This window comes from Thermococcus sp. 5-4 (assembly GCF_002197185.1).
Lineage (GTDB): Archaea > Methanobacteriota_B > Thermococci > Thermococcales > Thermococcaceae > Thermococcus > Thermococcus radiotolerans.
In genome coordinates, this window is sequence record NZ_CP021848.1 from 1150409 (window position 1) to 1169571 (window position 19163).

General features: G+C 54.6%; 25 protein-coding genes. 12 read left to right on the forward strand and 13 right to left on the reverse strand.

What is annotated here, in order from left to right; genetic code table 11:
- Nucleotides 1-4 precede the first annotated feature (4 nt).
- Entirely contained in the window at nucleotides 5-976 is a 972-nt protein-coding gene (locus CDI07_RS06335; protein WP_088180810.1) for an ABC transporter ATP-binding protein, read from the forward strand.
- The gene (locus CDI07_RS06340; protein WP_088180811.1) at nucleotides 973-1962 is read left to right on the forward strand and encodes an ABC transporter ATP-binding protein; all 990 of its coding nucleotides are present in this window, start codon (nucleotides 973-975) and stop codon (nucleotides 1960-1962) included. The genes CDI07_RS06335 and CDI07_RS06340 overlap by 4 nt, the downstream gene beginning before the upstream one ends.
- Here CDI07_RS06340 and CDI07_RS06345 read toward each other — a convergent pair.
- A complete protein-coding gene (locus CDI07_RS06345) occupies nucleotides 1959-2423 on the reverse strand; it encodes a Mut7-C RNAse domain-containing protein (RefSeq protein WP_088180812.1) in 465 nt (154 codons plus the stop codon). The genes CDI07_RS06340 and CDI07_RS06345 overlap by 4 nt on opposite strands.
- Before the next feature lie 64 nt (nucleotides 2424-2487).
- Between CDI07_RS06345 and CDI07_RS06350 the strand changes: the two genes are divergently transcribed.
- Both CDI07_RS06350 and CDI07_RS06355 read left to right on the forward strand, forming a co-directional pair.
- Complete coding sequence (locus CDI07_RS06350) at nucleotides 2488-3237, forward strand: MBL fold metallo-hydrolase (protein WP_088180813.1); 750 nt, start codon at nucleotides 2488-2490, stop codon at nucleotides 3235-3237.
- A gap of 41 nt (nucleotides 3238-3278) precedes the next feature.
- On the forward strand, nucleotides 3279-3842 hold the full coding sequence (locus CDI07_RS06355) for a nitroreductase family protein (RefSeq protein WP_088180814.1): 564 nt from the start codon (nucleotides 3279-3281) through the stop codon (nucleotides 3840-3842).
- Here the strand turns inward: CDI07_RS06355 and CDI07_RS06360 are convergent.
- From CDI07_RS06360 to CDI07_RS06375, 4 genes are read right to left on the reverse strand one after another with little or no spacing between them, the layout of a single operon-like run.
- Nucleotides 3829-4281: a dual specificity protein phosphatase family protein gene (locus CDI07_RS06360; RefSeq protein WP_088180815.1), complete on the reverse strand. Its 453-nt coding sequence runs from the start codon at nucleotides 4279-4281 to the stop codon at nucleotides 3829-3831. The two genes, CDI07_RS06355 and CDI07_RS06360, sit on opposite strands and share 14 nt — an antisense overlap.
- Nucleotide 4282: 1 nt before the next feature.
- Nucleotides 4283-4612: a methionine--tRNA ligase subunit beta gene (locus CDI07_RS06365; protein ID WP_088180816.1), complete on the reverse strand. Its 330-nt coding sequence runs from the start codon at nucleotides 4610-4612 to the stop codon at nucleotides 4283-4285.
- Between the two features lie 49 nt (nucleotides 4613-4661).
- Nucleotides 4662-5327, reverse strand: a complete 666-nt coding sequence (locus CDI07_RS06370; RefSeq protein ID WP_088180817.1) for a carbon-nitrogen hydrolase family protein — start codon at nucleotides 5325-5327, stop codon at nucleotides 4662-4664.
- Entirely contained in the window at nucleotides 5296-6012 is a 717-nt protein-coding gene (locus CDI07_RS06375; protein WP_088180818.1) for a carotenoid biosynthesis protein, read from the reverse strand. Before CDI07_RS06375 ends, CDI07_RS06370 begins: the two co-directional genes overlap by 32 nt.
- Nucleotides 6013-6129: 117 nt before the next feature.
- On the opposite strand from CDI07_RS06375, the gene CDI07_RS06380 reads away from it, so the two are divergent.
- Both CDI07_RS06380 and CDI07_RS06385 read left to right on the forward strand, forming a co-directional pair.
- Nucleotides 6130-6870, forward strand: a complete 741-nt coding sequence (locus CDI07_RS06380; protein WP_088180819.1) for a DUF2202 domain-containing protein — start codon at nucleotides 6130-6132, stop codon at nucleotides 6868-6870.
- Nucleotides 6871-6940: 70 nt separating this feature from the next.
- Nucleotides 6941-7867 (forward strand): hypothetical protein, encoded by a 927-nt coding sequence (locus tag CDI07_RS06385; RefSeq protein ID WP_088180820.1) that lies wholly within the window; start codon nucleotides 6941-6943, stop codon nucleotides 7865-7867.
- Here the strand turns inward: CDI07_RS06385 and CDI07_RS06390 are convergent.
- Together CDI07_RS06390 and CDI07_RS06400 are read right to left on the reverse strand one after the other, a co-directional pair.
- The gene (locus CDI07_RS06390) at nucleotides 7851-8693 is read right to left on the reverse strand and encodes a CPBP family intramembrane glutamic endopeptidase (protein WP_088180821.1); all 843 of its coding nucleotides are present in this window, start codon (nucleotides 8691-8693) and stop codon (nucleotides 7851-7853) included. The two genes, CDI07_RS06385 and CDI07_RS06390, sit on opposite strands and share 17 nt — an antisense overlap.
- Before the next feature lie 238 nt (nucleotides 8694-8931).
- Entirely contained in the window at nucleotides 8932-9375 is a 444-nt protein-coding gene (locus CDI07_RS06400) for a CPBP family intramembrane glutamic endopeptidase (protein ID WP_343232471.1), read from the reverse strand.
- Between the two features lie 70 nt (nucleotides 9376-9445).
- Here CDI07_RS06400 and CDI07_RS06405 point away from each other — a divergent pair, with 70 nt between their 5' ends.
- On the forward strand, nucleotides 9446-10000 hold the full coding sequence (locus CDI07_RS06405; protein WP_088180824.1) for a GNAT family N-acetyltransferase: 555 nt from the start codon (nucleotides 9446-9448) through the stop codon (nucleotides 9998-10000).
- 30 nt (nucleotides 10001-10030) lie between these two features.
- Here CDI07_RS06405 and CDI07_RS06410 read toward each other — a convergent pair whose 3' ends face one another.
- The 3 genes from CDI07_RS06410 to CDI07_RS06420 are packed head-to-tail and all read right to left on the reverse strand — an operon-like array spanning nucleotide 10031 to nucleotide 11179.
- Nucleotides 10031-10204 (reverse strand): hypothetical protein, encoded by a 174-nt coding sequence (locus CDI07_RS06410; RefSeq protein WP_226996547.1) that lies wholly within the window; start codon nucleotides 10202-10204, stop codon nucleotides 10031-10033.
- Nucleotides 10205-10239: 35 nt separating this feature from the next.
- Complete coding sequence (locus CDI07_RS06415; protein WP_088180826.1) at nucleotides 10240-10728, reverse strand: hypothetical protein; 489 nt, start codon at nucleotides 10726-10728, stop codon at nucleotides 10240-10242.
- 10 nt (nucleotides 10729-10738) lie between these two features.
- A complete protein-coding gene (locus CDI07_RS06420; RefSeq protein ID WP_088180827.1) occupies nucleotides 10739-11179 on the reverse strand; it encodes a winged helix-turn-helix domain-containing protein in 441 nt (146 codons plus the stop codon).
- A gap of 102 nt (nucleotides 11180-11281) precedes the next feature.
- On the opposite strand from CDI07_RS06420, the gene CDI07_RS06425 reads away from it, so the two are divergent.
- The gene (locus tag CDI07_RS06425; protein ID WP_088180828.1) at nucleotides 11282-12445 is read left to right on the forward strand and encodes an MFS transporter; all 1164 of its coding nucleotides are present in this window, start codon (nucleotides 11282-11284) and stop codon (nucleotides 12443-12445) included.
- Here CDI07_RS06425 and CDI07_RS06430 read toward each other — a convergent pair.
- Nucleotides 12417-12923 (reverse strand): hypothetical protein, encoded by a 507-nt coding sequence (locus CDI07_RS06430; RefSeq protein WP_226996624.1) that lies wholly within the window; start codon nucleotides 12921-12923, stop codon nucleotides 12417-12419. The two genes, CDI07_RS06425 and CDI07_RS06430, sit on opposite strands and share 29 nt — an antisense overlap.
- 59 nt (nucleotides 12924-12982) lie before the next feature.
- Here CDI07_RS06430 and CDI07_RS06435 point away from each other — a divergent pair, with 59 nt between their 5' ends.
- Together CDI07_RS06435 and CDI07_RS06440 are read left to right on the forward strand one after the other, a co-directional pair.
- A complete protein-coding gene (locus CDI07_RS06435) occupies nucleotides 12983-13795 on the forward strand; it encodes a GNAT family N-acetyltransferase (protein ID WP_088180830.1) in 813 nt (270 codons plus the stop codon).
- Between the two features lie 12 nt (nucleotides 13796-13807).
- Nucleotides 13808-14434, forward strand: a complete 627-nt coding sequence (locus CDI07_RS06440) for a GNAT family N-acetyltransferase (RefSeq protein WP_088180831.1) — start codon at nucleotides 13808-13810, stop codon at nucleotides 14432-14434.
- A gap of 1 nt (nucleotide 14435) precedes the next feature.
- Here CDI07_RS06440 and CDI07_RS06445 read toward each other — a convergent pair whose 3' ends face one another.
- Nucleotides 14436-15554, reverse strand: a complete 1119-nt coding sequence (locus CDI07_RS06445; RefSeq protein ID WP_088180832.1) for a beta-galactosidase — start codon at nucleotides 15552-15554, stop codon at nucleotides 14436-14438.
- 57 nt (nucleotides 15555-15611) lie between these two features.
- Between CDI07_RS06445 and CDI07_RS06450 the strand changes: the two genes are divergently transcribed.
- Together CDI07_RS06450 and CDI07_RS06455 are read left to right on the forward strand one after the other, a co-directional pair.
- Nucleotides 15612-16073, forward strand: a complete 462-nt coding sequence (locus CDI07_RS06450) for a GNAT family N-acetyltransferase (protein ID WP_226996548.1) — start codon at nucleotides 15612-15614, stop codon at nucleotides 16071-16073.
- A gap of 32 nt (nucleotides 16074-16105) precedes the next feature.
- Nucleotides 16106-17332 carry an MFS transporter gene (locus CDI07_RS06455; RefSeq protein ID WP_226996549.1) on the forward strand — a complete coding sequence of 409 codons (1227 nt, stop codon included), beginning with the start codon at nucleotides 16106-16108 and terminating at the stop codon, nucleotides 17330-17332.
- Here CDI07_RS06455 and CDI07_RS10115 read toward each other — a convergent pair.
- A complete protein-coding gene (locus tag CDI07_RS10115) occupies nucleotides 17271-19103 on the reverse strand; it encodes a hypothetical protein (protein WP_145954986.1) in 1833 nt (610 codons plus the stop codon). The genes CDI07_RS06455 and CDI07_RS10115 overlap by 62 nt on opposite strands.
- Nucleotides 19104-19163: the final 60 nt, after the last annotated feature.

The window sequence follows — 19163 nt, forward strand, 5'->3', positions numbered from 1 at the left end:
GTGAATGCTGCTGGAAGTCAAAAACCTTAGCATCTACTACTACACCCTCGCTGGGGTTGTCAAAGGGGCCGAGAACGTGACGTTCAGCATTGACAGGGGAGAGTGGGTCACCTTCGTCGGGGAGAGCGGAAGCGGAAAATCCACGGTCGCGCACGCGATAATGAATATCGTCCCGTCGCCGGGGAAGATAGTCTCGGGCGAGGTCATCTTCGAGGGAAAGGACCTGCTGAAGGTTGGCAAGGAGGAGCTTAGGAAGATCCGCGGAAAGGACATCAGCATGATATTCCAGGACCCGATGACCAGCCTCGACCCCCTCAGGAAAGTCGGCGACCAGATGGTCGAGGTCATGACCGTCCACGGCGTCCCGGAGGATGAGGCGAGGGAGAGGGCGAAGGAGCTCCTCGAGAAGGTCAACCTCCCGCCCGACAGGCTCGACTACTACCCCCACCAGCTCAGCGGCGGCCAGAGGCAGAGGATAAGCATAGCGATGGCGATGGCCTTCAACCCGAAGCTCCTCATCGCGGACGAGCCGACGACAGCTCTGGACGTTATCGTGCAGGACTCCATAATGGACCTCATAGACGCCCTCAAGGCCGAGGGAACGAGCATCTACTTCGTTACCCACGACATTTCGCTTGCAGCCGAGAGGAGCGACAAGATAGCCGTCATGTACGCGGGGAAGCTCGTCGAGTTCGGAACCGTCGAGCAGATAGTCGAGAACCCGCTCCATCCGTACACGAAGGCGCTCATCGAGGCGGTTCCGGACCTCTGGAAGGAGAGCGAGGTCAGGGCGATTCCGGGATACCCGCCCGACCTGAGGAACCCGCCCCGGGGCTGCCGGTTCCACCCGAGGTGCCCGGTTTTCAAGGAGCGCTCGACGCTTAAGGGCCTCTGTGACGCGGTCGAGCCAGGGATGATAGAGTACGAGAAGGGCCACTTCGTGGCCTGCCATCTCTACGGGGGTGCAGGGGAATGAGCGAGCCACTGCTTCGCGTTGAGAACCTGAAGAAGTACTTCCCGATAAGGAGAAACATCCTGGAGGTTCTCAGGAAGGAGCCGCCGCGCTACGTCAAGGCCGTTGACGGCATCAGTTTCGAAATAGACAGGGGAGAGGTTCTGGCGCTCATCGGTGAGAGCGGCTGCGGTAAAACGACCGCCGGAAGGACCGTTTTGAGGCTTATAGAGCCCACTGACGGCAAGATAATCTTCGACGGGACGGATATAACGGAGCTCTCCCGCGAGGAGATGAGGCCCTTCAGGCGGAGGATGCAGATAATCTTCCAGGACCCCTACGCAAGCCTGAGCCCCAGGATGAAGATCGGCGATGCGATAGCCCATCCGCTCCTCGTCCATGGGATAGCCGAGAAGGAGGAGGCGAAGGAGATAGCCCTCAGAATGCTGAAGCGCGTCGGCCTGACCCCGGAAGATGAGTTCTACGACCGCTATCCCCACCATCTAAGCGGCGGCCAGAGGCAGCGCGTCGTGATAGCCAGGGCGATGGTCCTGAAGCCGGAGTTCGTGGTGGCGGACGAGGCGGTCTCGATGATAGACGTCTCCATGCGCGCCTCGATCCTCGAGCTCCTCGAGTCCTTCAGGGAGGAGTACAACCTCAGCCAGCTCTTCATAACCCACGACATAGCGGTCGGCAAGCTCATAGCGGACAGGATAGCGGTGATGTACCTCGGCAAGATAGTCGAGATCGGCCCGACCGATGAGGTCCTGAAGAACCCCGCCCACCCGTACACGATGGCCCTCATCCAGGCGGTTCCATCGATAGCGCGCAGGAAGAAGGAGAAGAAGCTCAAGATAACCGGAGAAGTCCCCAACGCCGCCAACCCGCCGAAGGGATGCCGCTTCCATCCAAGGTGTCCGTTCTCGAGCGAGGTCTGCATAGCCCACGAGCCGGAGCTGGTGGAGATAGGCCACAACCACTTCGTTGCCTGCCACCATCCGCTTCACTAGCCTTCTTTTCTTAATTTCCGGTCTATTTTCAGCATCTCCCTCCACTGTCTTCCCGGCCAGTAGATTTGACCGCAGTTCTCACAGACGTAGAACTCGTCATAGCGCTCGTAAACGCTCTCCGGGACTCTATCCTTAACCTCTTCCTTCGAAGCGGGTCTTATCAGTCCGTTGCATTTGGGACAGCGTGCGTTGGCCGGAAAAAGCTCCCTGAACTTCAGGCCAAAACGCCTGAGTTCCTCGACCTGCCCCTCAAGGGAGTTCGAGTTCAGCAGGATTGATTCAACCCCGAACTTCTCCGCCCTCTTTGCAAGACCCGAGTCCCTGGTCAGGAGAACCCGGTTCTCAGCCAGGGCAACCCGAAGTATCTCATCGTCATCTTCAATGCCGTAGAGCGTGTCGTAGCCGTACAGCCGGAGCCACCTCGCGAGCCGGCCGAGCATCATGTCCGCTATGAACTTCATGTTCAGGAGTTGGTGGCAATCCTTATAAGGGAACTATTTCACAGCCATGAAATAGGTGGTGGGTTTGATAGTCTACTTCATCGGCACCGGTGGGAGCGAGGGAATTCCGGCCCACCTCTGCACCTGCCCGACATGCAGCGAGGCGAGGAAGTTCGGCTTCGCCCAGAGGAGGCCCTCAACACTGGCCATCATAACCGAAACGGGAAAAGCCGTTCTCTTCGACGTTGGAACCGACATAAGGGACTTCCTGAACGTTCCGCTGGAGGCGATTTTCCTCACCCACTGGCACCACGACCACATATACGGCCTCTACAAACTCCGCTGGATGGCACTTGAAACCCCGCTCTACGCGCCGGAGGGACACGCCGATGCTCTAATTCTCCGCGAGCCCAAGAACCTTCAGCCGAAGGTCGTGAAACCGGGCGACGTCATCGAGCTCGACACACTCAAAATCACCGCCTTTCGGCTAAACCACCAGGTCGAGACCCTCGGATATCTCATCGAGGAGGACGGAAAGAGCGTTGCCCTCCTTTACGATACCAAAGGTCTTCCAACGGAGACGTGGGAGTTCCTCGGGGAGAAGGCCCCGCTCAGGCTGGCGATAGTTGACGCAACCTATCCCCCAGGGACCGACGACCCGTATCACAACAACGTTGATGAGGCGGCCGAGATAGGGCTTAAGCTTGCGGAGAGGACCGTCCTCAGCCACATCTCCCACAAAAACCTCCCATTCCTCAAGCTGACGGAGTACGTGAGGAGACGGTGGAGAAACAAAGTCCTGGTAGCCTACGATGGCATGGTGTTCTACGTCTAAACGTTTTTATCCGTTTCCGTCCAAAGGGAACCGGTGATGCCATGCGCGTTCTTGAGCTGGCGAAGAGGAGAAAGACCGTGAGGCAGTTTCTCCCGGAGAGGCCCCCGAAGGAGGACGTGATGAAGGCAATCAAGGCGGCAAAGGAAGCGCCGAGCGGCATGAACGCCCAGCCCTGGAAGTTCGTGGTTGTGGATGACGACTGGCTCAAGGGGAAGATAAGGGAGCTCTGCGAGGGGGAAGAGGAAAAGTTCTACTCGAGGACGAAGGGTGACCTGATGGCCTGGCTGAACGCCAAGGGCTTCAAACCGGAGAAGCCATTCCTCAGCGAGGTGCCCTATCTGATACTCGTCTTCGGACACACAAAGGCACCGTACTGGCTCCAATCAACCTGGATAGCGGTCGGCTACCTTCTCCTTGCACTTGAGGAGCTCGGCCTCGGAACGGTAACCTACACCCCTCCTAACCCGAAGCCGGTCGAAGAGCTGTTGAACACACCAAAGGACTACAAGCTCCAGACGATTCTACCCGTTGGCTATCCGGCAGACCCAAAGCCGAAGTACGAGAGGAGACGGCTCGAAGAGGTGGTGAGCTTCAACGGCTTCTGAGGAGCTTTTCCAGCTCCTTCAGAATCCCCATCTGCTCCTCCACCTCAACCGCACCGGGCCGTACCCTGCGAACCCTTCTCAGGGCTTCCCTCAGAGGAAGCCCCTTGGAGTACATCACCCAGGCAACGGCAACCGTTCCGCTCCTTCCGAGGCCGCCCATGCAGTGGATCAGAACCCTTTTGCCCTCCGCAACCCTCGCCTCGATCCAGCGGAGGATTTCGAGGAGCTGCTCCAGAGTAGGGGCCGAGAAATCCTGAACGGGACTGTGGAAAACCTCAACGCCCCGTTTCTTCCATTCGCTTAGGCTGTAGGGGAGCTCAAACTCCTCAACGAGCACAACCACCGCATCGAAGGTTTCGGCAACTTCATCTATTTCACGCCTCGTCGGCATCCTCGAGAAGGCAACGTTATCGTCAACGAATTTGGCCGAGCGCCACATGCTACCACACCTTCGTTCCCTCTGGAACCTCCTCCGGAACGGGCAGGAGGTAAACCCTCCCGTCCTCGTTTTCCGCCACCACCAGCATCCCCTCGCTCCTAACCCCCGAGAACTCCTTCGGCTTCAGGTTGAGGACGAAGATGAACTTCTTACCCTCGAACTCCTCCGGACTGTGCTGGTCGGCTATGCCCGTTATTATCGTCCTCCGTTCGGTTCCAAAGTCAACGTCGAGCTTTATCAGTTTCCTCGTCCGTTTCAACTTCTCGGCCTTCCTTACAAGGCCGACGCGGAGGTCAAACTTCCAGAATTCGGAAACGTCATAGAGCTCCATGGAACCACCGGATAATCTTTGGAAGGGCTGGGCTTAAGGGTTTCGGAGCTCAAAGCTTCACAACCAGAATCTCATCTCCCCTCGATGACGCCAGAAGCTTCCCATCGGAGTCGAAGACCCAGGCACCTCCCGGCGGGTGGCTGTTTACGACGAAGGTCTTAGCGCCGAGGAGCTTAACCCTCTCAGCCATCGCCTCAACGTCCTCCTCGTTGGGCTCGCCGTAATCCGGGGAGTACTCCATCGGGACTAGGATGAAGTCCGGCTTTTTCCTTCGCACCCACTTCGCTATCCTCTTGTTGTACAGGTCGCCGCATATGATTATCGCAACCTTTCCGAACTCGGTTCTTGCCGTCTTCACGGTGTTGCCGGTGCAGAACTTCATCGGCTCCTGGAACTTGCGGTGCTTCAGCAGAATCTCACCGTTCCGGCCGATCAGCAGGGCGGAGTTGTAGACACAGTTTTTGTAGGGCTCAATGAGACCGAAGACGATGTAAACGCCCGCCTCCCTGGCAAGCCTGCCCACTCGAGAGACTATCTCGTCGTAAAGCTTCGCCCCGCTGAAATCCCACTCGATAAAGCCCGTCAGGCAGTATTCAGGAAAGGCGACGAAGTCAGGCTCATGTTGCAGGGCCCCGCTGAATCTTCGTTCGAACTCCCGCCAGTTGGCCTCAAAGTTGTTGACCTCAACTCGCATCGGTACCAGAACTACCCTCATTCTTCAGCCTCCCTATTGTTAGAGGAATGAGCAGAGCCAGTGAAAGAACAAACGCAGTAACAGTGGGCGTTTTCACGCTCGCCGGAGCGTACAGGGCAAAGGTGAAGGTTTCGAGGAGGTATATAGCTGGCCCGAACCTCTTGAGGCACGAGCATATTGAAGGGCTTGAAAGCCGCTCGTAGAGGTAGAATATGAGCAGCGAGACGAGAAACCAGCCAAGGTAGTTCGTCCAAGGGATTCCGAACCAGTTTATGGACGTTGAGGTCTTCCACATCCAGGCGTTCCAGGACGTCATCAGCGGGTCTATGGCGAGGTCAAAGACCACCATGAGCAGGGAGGCGAATAGAAGCCGGCTGACCTTACCAGGGAATAAGAAACTCGCCGCCAGATAGGCGACGGAGCCAAAAATCGCCCAGGCTAAGGGCACGAAGAGGGCGACACCGAAGAGCTGGGGCTGGAGGTTTACGTACTCGTAGCAGCCGAAGGGAAGGCAGAGCCGCGTTCCAATGAGTTCAGCGAGAAATCCGAGGGAGATAGCAAGCCCCACGAGCACGGGCAGGCTCTTCCATTCCCTCCGCGAGAAGAGGGCAAACGCCAAGAAGTACAGTAGGAGGTAAACCGGCGATTTCTTCAGGACGTTGGCAAGGAGTATGAGCAGGAAGGCGGCATTCAGGCGGTTGTTCATGCATACCGTTTCTCATGGAGGGATATAAGCCTGTTGCCCATTTCTGTAACCCGAAAGGCTTATAAAGCTTTGGCACATATGTAATATTAGAATTACATATGGGAGAAGGTGATGAAAATGCTGGGAAAGAAAACATTCGGACTGCTCCTCATGGGGGTCGTTCTCCTCGGCGTATTCGGGGCGGGGTGCATAACAAGCGACTCCTCCACGACCACAACGTCCGCCCGTGGTGCCGAAGCGGCTCCCCGCGGGCCGCCTTCAAACGTGACCGCCGGCGGTACGGTGGATGGATACGGCACCGATTACGTCGCGTCGCTTCCTTCGGAAGACCTCAGCGTGGATGAGATACAGGCCATCCTCTACATGCGCGAGGAGGAGAAGCTCGCAAGGGACGTCTACCTCACCCTCTACGACCAGTGGGAAATTCCGATATTCAGCAACATAGCGAGAAGCGAGCAGACGCACATGGACATGGTGCTGGCGTTGATAGAAAAGTACAACCTCACTGACCCTGCCGCAGATAAAGACATCGGCGAGTTCGAGAACCCCGAGCTTCAGGCCCTCTACGACCAGCTCATAGAGGAGGGCATGAAGAGCGAGGAGGCGGCACTTGCGGTCGGCGCCCTCATAGAGGAAGTTGACATCAAAGACCTGCAGGACTGGCTGGAAAAGACCGACAACCAGGACATCGAGTACGTCTTCGAGAACCTCATGATGGGAAGCAGGAACCACCTGAGGGCGTTCACCGGCGTGCTCGCGAGGCAGTACGGCGTGACCTACGAACCGCAGGTTCTGCCGCAGGACGAGTACGAGGCAATAATCAGCAGCCCGATGGAAACTGGAATGCCCACGGGCTGAAGTTTTTACCATTCTTTTCTTAAGGCATACATTTTAAACCCGCCGCTCTCTTTTTTATCGGTGATTGGACATGAAAACTCACTCCTTCGGCGTTGAGACCGTTCCAGTCGCCATAGCTCGGGATTTGGTCGTTGGAAGCGTCCACGATGGAAAGAACTACAGGATTATGCTTGCGAGGATTGATGAAGAGGATATCGTTGAGATTCACTTCCTGGCGGGAGAGAACGACTGGGAAGGCCACAGCATAGCGGAACTCTACGATGGCTACCTCATCGGCGGTGCCGTTGAGGGGAAGGCCACACCAGACGGTGGCGAAGGCTGGAAGGCTTACCTAGCGAGGCTTGACGAGAACCTGAACGTTCTCTGGGAGCGGAAATTCAACGTCAGGAACAATGGGGCGGTCTATTCAATCCTCCCTGAAGGGGAGGGGATCTTCATCGCAGGAGAAACCGGAAGGCCCGGAGACAAGGGATTCTTCATCGGAAAGGTCTCTCCCGAGGGGAAGCTCCTCTGGCTGAGGGACTTTGGCAACTGGGAGGATGAGGTTTTCACGGCCCTGCTCCAATCCGAGAGCGGTTTAAAGCTCATCGGGAGCGTCAAAGAGGGAAGCTGGAAGGTCCATGCCTTCGAGTTCGGTAAAGAGGGTGAGCCTTCCCATGAGGAAGTCCTTGCGGAGGGAATCGCTTTAACAGCACGCCTCTGGAGGGAAAAGCTCGTCCTCGCCGGGTACAGGGGTGAAAACTTCTGGATCCGGGTCGGTGGGCGTGAGGTTGAGCTCGGAGAGGGGAGCGCCACCTCACTGCTGCCCACTGGCAATAAGCTCCTCGTTGGGGGAGAGCTCGGTGGAAAAGCCGTTGTGGTCGAGATTCTCAGAGAGAGGGAACCAAATGTCAAGGAGCTCTGGGGGAACGGCTGGGTCGAGGTTATGGGAAAGGAAATCGCGCTCGGCGTGAGGGTGGAAGGAAAAAGTATGGAAACGGTCATTCACCGTTTTTAGCACTTAAAATTTTAATCCCGGCGTAGATTACCCCGAGCATCGCGAGTCCAATTATCAGCCCCCAGAACAGTCCCGAGGCCGTGTAAATTCCTGCCAAGTATTCGAAGATCCCCCGCACTTCGCTCCGGAAAACGAAGAGTGATGCAAGGGGCAAGGCCGTTGCCGCCGCGATAACGTTTCTCACCCCAGTGTACTTCATCATGGCCCAAGGAATCATGTTGCCGAGCCAGTGGATTACCATGACCACCAAAAGGCTCCGGGTATATAGGTAAGCCAGGCCGAAAACTATACCCGACAGGACATTGGAGATGAGAAGACCCCATCCGCGCTCCCTGTGGGAGAACATGTGGCCGAGGCCAAAGAATACAGACACGGCGATCAGACCCGCAAATGGATTCCAGAGCGAGAGAAGGCCCAGGAAGATGTAACGGAAGACCAGCTCCTCCGGGAGGGCGGAGCTTATGATCTGGAGAACCGAAGCCTCGATAAGGCCCAAATTCCTGAAAGGCTCTGCGGCTTTCTGTTCTTCCTCAGTTTTCGGCTCGATGAAGCGCCAGAGTTCCTTTAAGCCAGGGATGACGGCGAGGACCGAAAGGGCAAAGAAGATAAGGAACTCCCTAATCGAAAAGCTCCAGCTGACAAAGTAAACGTCGGGACAGAGGAGGGTTACAAGGACTGCCAAAAGAACGTTGAACAAAGATGTGATCAGCCAGTAAGCGGTTATCTCGTTGAATCTGCCCTTGAAACGCTCCACTAACGTACCGATGTAGATTCCCTTAGAGGCCCAAAGGAGGAATGCAACGACAAAGACCATGACCGGATTCATGGAACTCACCCTACACTAAGTTCTGCTTGCTGGCTACGGCCAGCAAGGTAAATTAAAATCGAGAGAAACGCTCCAGCGAAGGGTGCCATGATAACGAGGCCCCATGAACCAACAAAACTGGGCTTCAGCGCGATAAAAACGGCATCCCAAAGGGCGTGGGCAATAATCAGGGGTTCAATCCGTCGGAACGTCAGACGGTAGGAGGAAAGTACCAACGCCGCCATCAGCTGGGACATGTTCAAACAACCCCAAAGTGAATGAGCCAGTGAATTACAGAGTTCCCAACTAGGGCAGTTATCCCGCCGAAGCGCTCCTCAAAGGAGGCAAAGAGAAGCGCCCTGAAGAGAAGCTCCTCGGGCAGACCAGCGATGAGGAGATAGTTGAGAAAATAGAGGGCAAAAATCTTGGGAGAAACACTCCTGTGGGGCACGAAGAGGACCGCGACTAGTGGCAGGATGAAGAATGCAAGGGGAAACAGAACGTGCTTGAGAAGGCTGAATTCCCCGCCGAGGCCCAGCTCTTCTCTGCTGTATCCCGAGAACCTAACGACAGCAACGACAAGGAAAATTAACTCGGCGAGATCGAGCCATCTCTGTGCGTATCCAAGGTCAATGAAGAGATTGGAGAGAATCATCGCAGTTAGCACGGCCGTCAGTAGGGTACCCCTCACCCACCGTTCCATCGGCACCACTTGAGACAACTTCACAGTAAAACCTTTAAAACGCTTTCGTGTTGTAATATGGGGGAGGGAGATGAGACCGATAATTTTGAAGGGTAAAAAGGTCTCTCTGGCGATTCTCCTCAGGGAAGACCTCCAAGAGAGCTGGGAGTGGTTCAACGACAGGAGCACCGTCAGACACCTCTTCAACTCCGCTCACTTCACCCTTCCGGAGGAAGAGGAGGAGTTTTATGAGGAGCTGAAGAAGAACAAAGACAAAGCGCCTATCTTTGCGGTCGTTGAGAACAAAGAGGGAACGCTCGTGGGCATAGCTGGCTTCAACTGGATTAACTGGCAAGCAAGGTGGGGGGAGATACTCTACTACCTCTCACCGGAAGAGAGAGGGAAGGGCTATGGAACGGAGACAGTGAAGCTCCTCTGTGATTACGCTTTTACTCATCTCAACCTCCACAAGGTCTGGGCGAAGGTTCATGAGAACAATCTACCCTCCATACGTGTCCTTGAAAAGAATGGGTTCTCTTTGAGTGGACGGTTCAGAGAGCACGTCTGGAGTAATGGGCGATATCTCGACGAGCTTATTTATGAGAGGTTTGCAAGGGACTACAAACAACGCGCTAAAACAACTTGAAAGAGGAATTTTTAGATGAAAACGGAGTGATTATCTCTCAGAAAACTTGAAAAGCATCTCCCTAAGCGGCGCGGACGGGTTGAAGTAGTTAACCAACTCCTCAACAACCTCATCCGGAAGGCCGCTCTCCACGAGTTCCCTCCTGAACCGCCGCTTCGCCCGATTTGATACTCTAACTATGCCAGCCATCCTGAACGCTATCACTGGCAGTCGAAGAAAAAAGTGAAAAAGCCCCAAGCTCACTCCTCCTTTCGCTCATCCCCTCCGGGGCCCCGCGGAGGGCCGGGAATATTTATGTTGCCGAAACCGCCTTTTCCAAAGCTAGCGATCATCTCCATGAGCTTCTTTCCGGGGTTTATCGCTTCCATGTACTCCTTCGTCAGCTCAAGGGCCGCATCCCTGTCCATCCCGGCCTCGGCCAGGTTCTTGTAGAACTCGGCCACGCTCCTTCCCATTGCCTGAACCCTCTCCGGACTGTAGAGCTCGTTGAGGAACTCCTTGAGCGGCTGGAGGAGGTCCTCCATCATGTCCCCGACCTTATCCATGATGGCCGGTATCTTGTCGAGGTCCCTGTCGCCCTCGTAGGTCTCGATGAGGTCTTCCACGATCTCGGCCTTCTTTTTGAGGAGCTCGACCTCCTCCTCAGTTTTTGCGTTCCTTATCCCCTCGACCAGCTCGTCGAGGAGTTCCTCCAGCTTCTTTGGGACTCCTACGTTCTCATCCACCATATCAACCACCTCAATAATCATTAGTCTGGTCAAGCTTAATCGGCATTCCGATCATTTCGAGCCACTTTTTGACCACTTCGCGGGAGAGGGCGTAGACCTTCCCCCTCTCGCCGGGAGCCTCGACAACGATACCCATCTCCTTCAGCTCGGCCAGCTTAGCCCTAACGGTGTTCCGTGAGGCCTTTCCGCGCCTCCCCTTCAGCTCCCGCGCTATCTGACTCACGTTGGCCCTCTTAAGGTCGAAGAGAATCCGGACGATTTCACGCGCTATCGGGTCGCCCCTGACCTCAGGGACGACAAGGTCTATGCTGAGCCCACCGTACTGGGCGTATATGTTGATGAGCCGCAGATAGGCCTGCGCCATCTGGGAGACAACTGCGAAGCTCTCCCTGAGCTCCTCAAGGGCTTTTCTGAGCTCCTGAACTTCCCTGGCAAGTTCCTTGTCGGCCATGATTGTCCATAGTGTGGTCACTCCTTTAGCCTTTCCGGTCAGGAGTGAGCAGTTTAGACTCCGCTGGATAAAGCTTAAGGCAGAAACCGTCGAGGTGCATTCATGAAGCGAACCCTCTACCGCCTTCACATGCTCACGTCATCCCTCAGAATCGTCGGGGATGCCATCGAAAGCGTCGCCCTACCCTGGAGTCTGCTGGATACCACCGGGTCGCTGGTGAGCATCGGAGGGTTTGCGCTCTTCACTCATCTACCGTGGGTCATTCTTCCACCAATCCTCGGGAGAACCCTCGACAGGACGGCCAAAAAAGTCAGGCTCGCCTTTCTCGCGCTCATTCTCCAGTCCCTGCTCGCAGTCCTTATAATCCCGCTCTCCTCGAACGTCCCGGCCTTCTATCTCATCGTCTCGGCCATCTCCGCCCTGGACATACTCCACCGCTATTACGGGTTTTCGCTGGTAGCCTCGATGACCCTTGACGAGAGTGAACTTCAGGGATTGAACGCGACACTTGCGACCCTGGGTAACGGGGTCTCGCTCGTGGCGTTTCCGCTGGCAGGGTTCTTGGCGTATCGCTTCGGAATAAGGGCAATGTTCCTCGACGCGCTTCTCCTTCTCCTGGGGGCTCTCACGCTCCTTCCCTACCTGAACGTCGAGGTGAAGCGCGAAAGAAGAACTGAGATGGGGGAAGAGAAACGGCTACAAATCAGCCGTCGGCTCGTGGTTGGAATACTCGCCTCGGTGCTGCTCTTCAACTTCGCCCTCGGCTCCTTCAGGATATTCGTCTTCGCCTCCCTAAAGGAACTCGCTGAGGGCAAGGTTCTATACGGCCTCCTCCAGGGACTCACGACGGTCGGAAGCCTCGTGGCGGTTGCGGGGCTTACCTACCTGGCCCGCAAGAGGCTGACGGGTTTAAGACGCCCCCTGATTGCCGGAATGCTCCTCCAGAGCATTGCACTCCTCATCGTCGGCGTTCCGGCGGTGATAGCACTGTTCCCAGCAGTTTTCATCCTCGGCTTCGGCGGGGAGCTCCTCAACGTCTCCCTCGACAGCCTGATGCAGAAGTTCATTCCCCTCGAGAGCCTTGGAACTGCCAGGGGCCTTTTTGACGCCCTCGCGACACTCGTTATTCCGCTGTCGCAGTTGACCTTCGCGTGGCTGATTGAAAACGGCGCAGGAACGCTAAGCCTCACTTCCGGAGCGTTTCTTTTGGGGTTTCTTGCCATTGGCCTCTTCGCCCTCACCACGAGAGCTCTTGGGTCAGATTGAGGAGATTGGATGTCATGTCTTCGGTGACGTTACCCGTGCCCCACGCATGGTATATTTCCGAAATTCCGTCCTTGATCCTCATGAGGACTTCCAGATTCTCGGCCACGACTTCTCGCGGATCCTCACTGTTCCTAGCGTGGTTGAAGTAATCCATGAGGTTTGTAGCCGCGACGTGGAGGTTCCAGTACTTCTCCTCCCCAGTGATATCGTAGAGCGACGCGGAAGCCTCTCTAAGCATCAGCGCGCAGTAGGTATACCTTCCAACCCGCTCCCTTATGAGTTCCTCGCTCGCGTTGTTTTCGAGCATTATTTTGAGTGCATATATGTCCGTCATGCAGTATAGCGCGGTGTTTGAAACCGCGAACAGGCCGGCCTTGGCATCCTCAACCTCCGCCCCCTTCTCGTGGTAGGCGTATCCAAGGGAAGCCGAAATGATGAGCAATGCGACGGCAATCGCGAGGAGACGATTCATTAACATCACCAATCGTAATAACGAAAGAACCTTAAAAGGTTTCCCCAACTCTTCCTGGTGATACCATGGAACCGCTCATCCGCGAGGCAAGGCCAGAGGATAAATCCTTCATCGAGGAAATAGCGAGACTAACCTGGGGCGGCGAGGACTACCTGGCGAGGGTGTTCGACGAGTGGCTTAAAGACGGCGGCTTCTACGTGCTTGAGCTGGACGGAAAGGTCATTGGCACGGCGAAGATGACGCTTTTGCCGGGAAAAGTCGGCTGGCTTGAGGGACTGAGGGTTCACCCGAACTACCAGGGCAGGGGCTACGGGAGGAAGCTCCACGGCTTCATGCTCGAACTGGGCGAGAGACTCGCCCGCGAGGGGAAGATTGAAGCTCTCGAGTTCGCGACCTACTTCCTCAACCGCGAGAGCATAGCAATGGCGAAGAGGGACGGCTTCTCAACAACCGCGAAGTTCTTCAACCTGGGGGCGAAGGTTTCCGCCTTTGAGCCCGAGGAGCCGGCGATGATAGAACCCAGCCTGGAAGACCTGACCCTCGGCGTAATCCCCGCCGGATGGAAGTTCCTCCGCAGGAGTGCCGAAAGCCTCGAATGGTTGAAGGCGAAGGCCAAATTCTACGATATCAACGGCTTCCGCTTCCTCGTTCCGAAGGGGGAGGCAACGTTCACGCCCCTCGATGTTGGACTGGCAACACTTAAGGCCACGCTCCCGGGAATGGCTTGGGTTGCTCGCGAGAGGGGACGAGAGGAGTTCGACATAATGCTCCCCAGCGGGGTTAAACCTCTCCTGCCGGGACTGAGGAGGCTCGGTCTCTTCCTCTGGGACGAGACCAAGGAGCCTAACGTGCTGGTGTTCCGGAAGAAGTTAGTTTGAGAGGTGACGGATATGGAGATACTCCGTCTCGATGAAGAACACCTCCTGGACTTCCAGGAGCTTTACATCGAATTCTTCAAGGAGCTGAGGGGCAAGCAGGGCTGGAGCCCCCACGCCGAGGCAGAATACAGAGCAGAGGCCGCGCACTACTTCAAAAGGGGCGACATAATCTTCCTCGCCTTCGATGGAGGAAGGGTCGCAGGCTTCATCAGGGTTTCGAGCAGGGAGGGCAGCTTCTGGGTGGAGGAAATATACGTGAGGCCGGAATTCAGGGGGCGGGGAATTGGGCGAAGTCTTGTTGAACGGGCCGAAGAGGAAGTGCTGAAGTGGGATTCAGCGCTCTACCTCTTCGTCCTGCCCCAGGACAAGGACGCAGTGACCTTCTGGAAGAGGCTCGGCTACGACACGATAAACACCATCGAGCTCGTGAAGGACCTTGAGGCAACGCCCAGAGATAGTGGCTTTCACACGGTTGAGGTTCTCGGCGAGAGGTTCAGAATCTTCAGATGGCGGGGCGAGAAGTTCACGGAGGAAGAGAGGCGCTTCATGGAGTTGCTGGACGAGTTCTACAGAAAGGGTGGAACGAAGGGGGAGTTCCTGAGACTCGTCAACAGGGCCCTGGAGGGGTGGCTGGACTAGCCTAACCCCCCAGCTCCTCGCTCAACTCTCTAAACACTTCCACCGCCTTTTTGGACTTCAGGTCGTAGGTGTAGAGCCCGGAGTGCTTGTAGGGGTCGCTCTCCGGCCTGTCGGCCCCATAGTCATGGAGGGCCGCCCAGAAGACGACCTCGGCGCCTTCGTTTAACTCAACCACGAGCGCGTCGTGCACGTAGCGGTCAAACCCCTCCTCTCCCTGATAGCACGGCAGAATCTGGAACCTTTTGACGGGGGTGTAGCTCGTTTCCGTTATCCAGAGGGGCTTTTCGAGGCCGAATTCACGTAGAATCGCCCGGGTCTCCCGGATTTCCTGAATTATATCCTCGGGACTCCGGAAGTTCGTGTGGATGTTCACCACGTCGAAGTTCCGCCCGGCTGGAAAGTCCGGGTCGCTCAGGAGCTTCCTGAGGTAGTCCTTCTCGCAGGAGGGTTCGACCTTCGAATTGGCAAGCCCGCCGAGGACGACCTTTGCATCCGGGTCTCCGGCCTTTATACCGCCGTAGAAGTAGGCCAGCATCTCCGTGTACTCGTCGGCGGTCGAGCCGTCTCCATCTGGGTCTTTGAGGAAGCCCCTCATGTCCGGCTCGTTCCAGAGCTCCCAGTGGGTTATCCTCCCGCGGTAGTGCATGGCAAGGGCCCTCCCGAAATCGCGGAGGTATTCACCCTTAGCCGGCGGGTAGAGGTAGTAGTCCTTCGCGTCCGGCTTTCCCGAGGCCCATTTAGGCGTGAACATCACGACGGGAAGCACGGAGAGGTTCCTCTGGAGTGCGACGTTGATTATCCAATCGAACTCGGTGAAGTTGTACTCCCCTGGCGAGGGCTCGGCCAGCGCCCAGATGAAGCCTATCCTCACCCACTTCGCACCTGCCTTCTTCGCCGCGTCAAAAACGGCCTCCGCCCTCTCGTGGCTTATGCCCGGATCCATGTAGACTATCAGGACGCCGAGGGAGCCGTTGATCCCGGGAGCGAGGGTGTAGGTGGTGTTGCCCTCGCAGGGCGGAAGGTTCGGGGTTTGATTGACGAACAGCAGCCCGAAGATAACCAGAAGGACGATGAAAAACGCCGTGAGTGGAATCAATCTCCTCAGCACGTTGACCGCCATCCGAACTTGGGGGAACTCCATTTAAAGCTTCTTGAGAAATTAATCTGGGTGAGTGCATTGAACATCGTTATGGCTGTGGGAGAGGACGATATTGAAAAATGCCTTCAAATAGCTCGCGGTCTTCCCGAGTGGTTCAACGAGGCCGGTCTGAGAGCTATGGAGCGGGAGTTGAGAGAGGAGAAGACCTTCGTCGCCGTGGAAGGGGGAGAGGTTCTCGGCTTTGTAGCGATCAAACCGCTCAACGAGAAGGCCGTTGAAATCCTCTGGATAGCCGTTAGAAGGGAGCTGAGGGGTAAAGGGATAGGTACGAAACTGCTCCGATTCGTCGAGGAGTGGGCAAGGGAGAGAGGCTTCGAGCTCCTCGTCGTCAAGAGCTCGGGAGACTTAACCTACAAACCCTACGACGCGACGAGGGGCTTCTACGAGCGGAGGGGCTTCTCAAGAATCGAGCTGATAGACCCGTATCCGGAGTGGGGCGAGCCGGCGCTGATTTACGCCAAGTGTCTGAGAAACGTTTAAAAATCTCAGTTGTAATATGAACGGGGCTTCAGATGCGCTGGAGTGAGATTCCGAGGGAAGCCAGGGCATACATGCTCTACCACACGCTCATCGCTCCCGGGTTGATAGTCTGGATACTCTTCCCGCTCTATATGATGAAGGTCGGTTACTCCGTCCTCGAGGTCGGGACGTTCTTCACAGCCGTCAACATCGTCGCGATTCCCCTAACGTATCTCTTCGGCCGGCTTTTCAACCGCTGGGACATTAAGAAGGGCCTCATCGCGATAGACATACTCGATGGCATCGCCTACGTCCTCTACGGCCTTGCCAGAGGCGCCATGGCCCCGCTCGTGCTCTTCGCCGGAAGGACCGTGGAGAAGCTCTCAACGGTTCTCTACCCCCTCTACCGTGCATATGAGCAGGTAATCTATCCCGAGGACAAGTACGAGGAGATATTCGCCTGGCACCTGCGCCTGCCGGAGATAGCGAGACTGGTAACCTTCCCGATTCTCGGCTACATCTTCGGCTACCTCTACCCCGGCGCGGAGAACTACCGCTGGGCGTTCATATTCTTCGGCCTCTTCTCGGCCGTTACGGTAGCCTATATCTGGTTCTTCCTACCCTCGGTCAGCAGGGAGGAGAGGATAACGCCCGAGGGCTTCACGTTTAAGGTGGGGGAGTTCAAGGTTCTCCTCGCCTTCGAGGCTTTACTAACGCTCGCCTGGGCGCTCGCCCCTGAACTGGTGCTCATCAACTACGTGGTATTCGTGCTCCACAAAACAGTCTTCGAGGTGACGCTGATAGCCTGCGCGAGCAGTTTGGCATCGATAATCGGCACATACGCCAGCGAGAGGGTTCCAAAGGGGAGAGGCTTCCAGGTCATCGGCCTCGGGATGTTCATCAACGCTTTCTATGCTCTGGTCATGGCCCTCTCGCCGCCCTTCTGGCTGGCGCTGGCGGTGTATGCCCTCGGCGACTTCGGAAACACCCTCTGGTTCCCCTTCTACCGCTCCTGGCAGTTCTCGCTGATTCCGAAGGAGCGGGCCAGCGAGTTCCATGCGGCAATATCGAGCTATCGGAGGCTCATAGGGCTCTTCACGCCCATCATAGCCGGCGCTTTAGCGAGCATCCACGCGACGCTGCCGTACGCGGCTAGCTTAGGGCTGTTTTTGATGGCTGGAGGGATGTTTTGGAGGCTGTGGCAAAAAGGAACAATATTCAGAAATCCCTCAGCAAGAGACATTCATAAACAAGAAGAGCAGCGGTTCCGATGGAGATAATGAAACTGGAGCCCACAATCTGTTGCCAAGTGCTAATATTGTTATTAATAAGGCCCAAAATGGAGGCAGAGGCATAAACCAAGATTACCATTCCAGGTCCTATGAATATGGAAAGCACAATGGAAAGGAAAAGTTGCATTCTTTCACTCCTTCTACGAATTAAGCGTGGGCTTGTGCGGCTTCCTCTATCAATTATTTCCCACGCAATTCTCAAAGAGCGAACAAGGAGGGGGAGTGGAAGGAGAAACGTAGCAAAATGCACGAATAGGAAGACTTCACTGTTACCGAATACTCCAATGTTAATTAATCCCCTCAGGATTCCTATTATTATAGCAGCAATAATAAGAACACTCCACCACTCATTATCAATTAACCATAGGAGCGAACCTGACAATACCCATAATAGTATAAAGATAATAATTCCTCCCCATGTGGCAAGTTGATTTGGTGGGATAAGGCCGAAAGATACCAATGCTGCCAAAAGAAGCACAATGCATACACCAATACCAATCAGATTTTGTGTATTCTGGAAAAATCCTCTTATTGTTCTTATTAAGTCATCTATCCAATCTGGAAATCTACACCTTCTTACCAACTGAGGCTGTCTGAGTGCCAAGAAAATTACTAGCAACCATAAACCAACAATAAATAATTCAATCCCCGTTATACGGTTTTGTCGGATTATCTCCTCTGAGTTTGATTGAACATTCGAGCTGTTAGTGAGTCCAACAATGGAATTGGCCGGCAATGATAGAGTAACCGAAGCATTCAGGAGGGGGTCCCATTTAACCCATATCCCAATACATCTCAAAGTATCTCCAGCATCTGTTAAGTTTCTCGAAAAGTTCCATAAATTGCTAGGATTAATCACCAGACCATAGTCTGAACCGTTATATATGAATGTGCTGTTCCACTTAAGATTTGTAATATCTAATCTAGAGCCGTTCCAGATATACAATTCCGTGGGGTACCAGTTGAGCTTATGCTCACTTAACAGATCCTCTGCATGAACTACTATGCTGAGAGTTGCATTTTTTGTTGGCGTATAAAAGCATGCCCAAATCTTCCCTGTTTTTTTGTAATTGGTGAGGTTAAGAATCGGAATTTTTGCACCATCTTTCGTAGCTTGGTAATATATCCAAGAAATCGACCTAACTTTCCCCTCTTTAACATGTCTGCCCACAACAAAGAATGGCCTTGAGAGACCGGGAATTGAGGGCTTAAGCACAAGAGCAGTTCCTTTTTTAGACGAAATATTCAAAAAGATATTACAGAAGTGGACTTTATCCATGCTGGTGTTTTTAATGTCGAAAATGATACCCACGGAATACATACCTGACGGCATATAGAGACGGTACGAATTTTTCTGGTTTAATTTTATGCGGTGGGAAAAGTCATAGGGACCCAACCAATTTCCCCTGAAAACAACCACTGACAAGTTCGTTATTCTATCCTCAGAACATACAAAGGCTGACATGTTAAAAACTGTGCCTTTAGGCAGGTAAATCACGTTAAAAATTGCAAACTCGGCCGTGCCATTTCCTTCCAAACCTGCAAGAGGGATTGTTAGATTGCTAACTTGTATTATTGGAGCTTTGGTATTGGTCTCATTAAACGTATACAGATTCCACCTGTTGTTATTATAATACACGACTATTCCATTATTAACCTCCTTTTTCGTGCTATTGCTGGCTAAGGTGTACGGACTAAACCCGATTAAAATTAGAAACAACATTGTAATTAGTATTGTTGTTTTTCTAGCGTAGTTCATTGTTTATCAAAGTAAAATTAGAAAAATATTCTTTTAAAAGCGTTTTGCTTGGGAATCTTG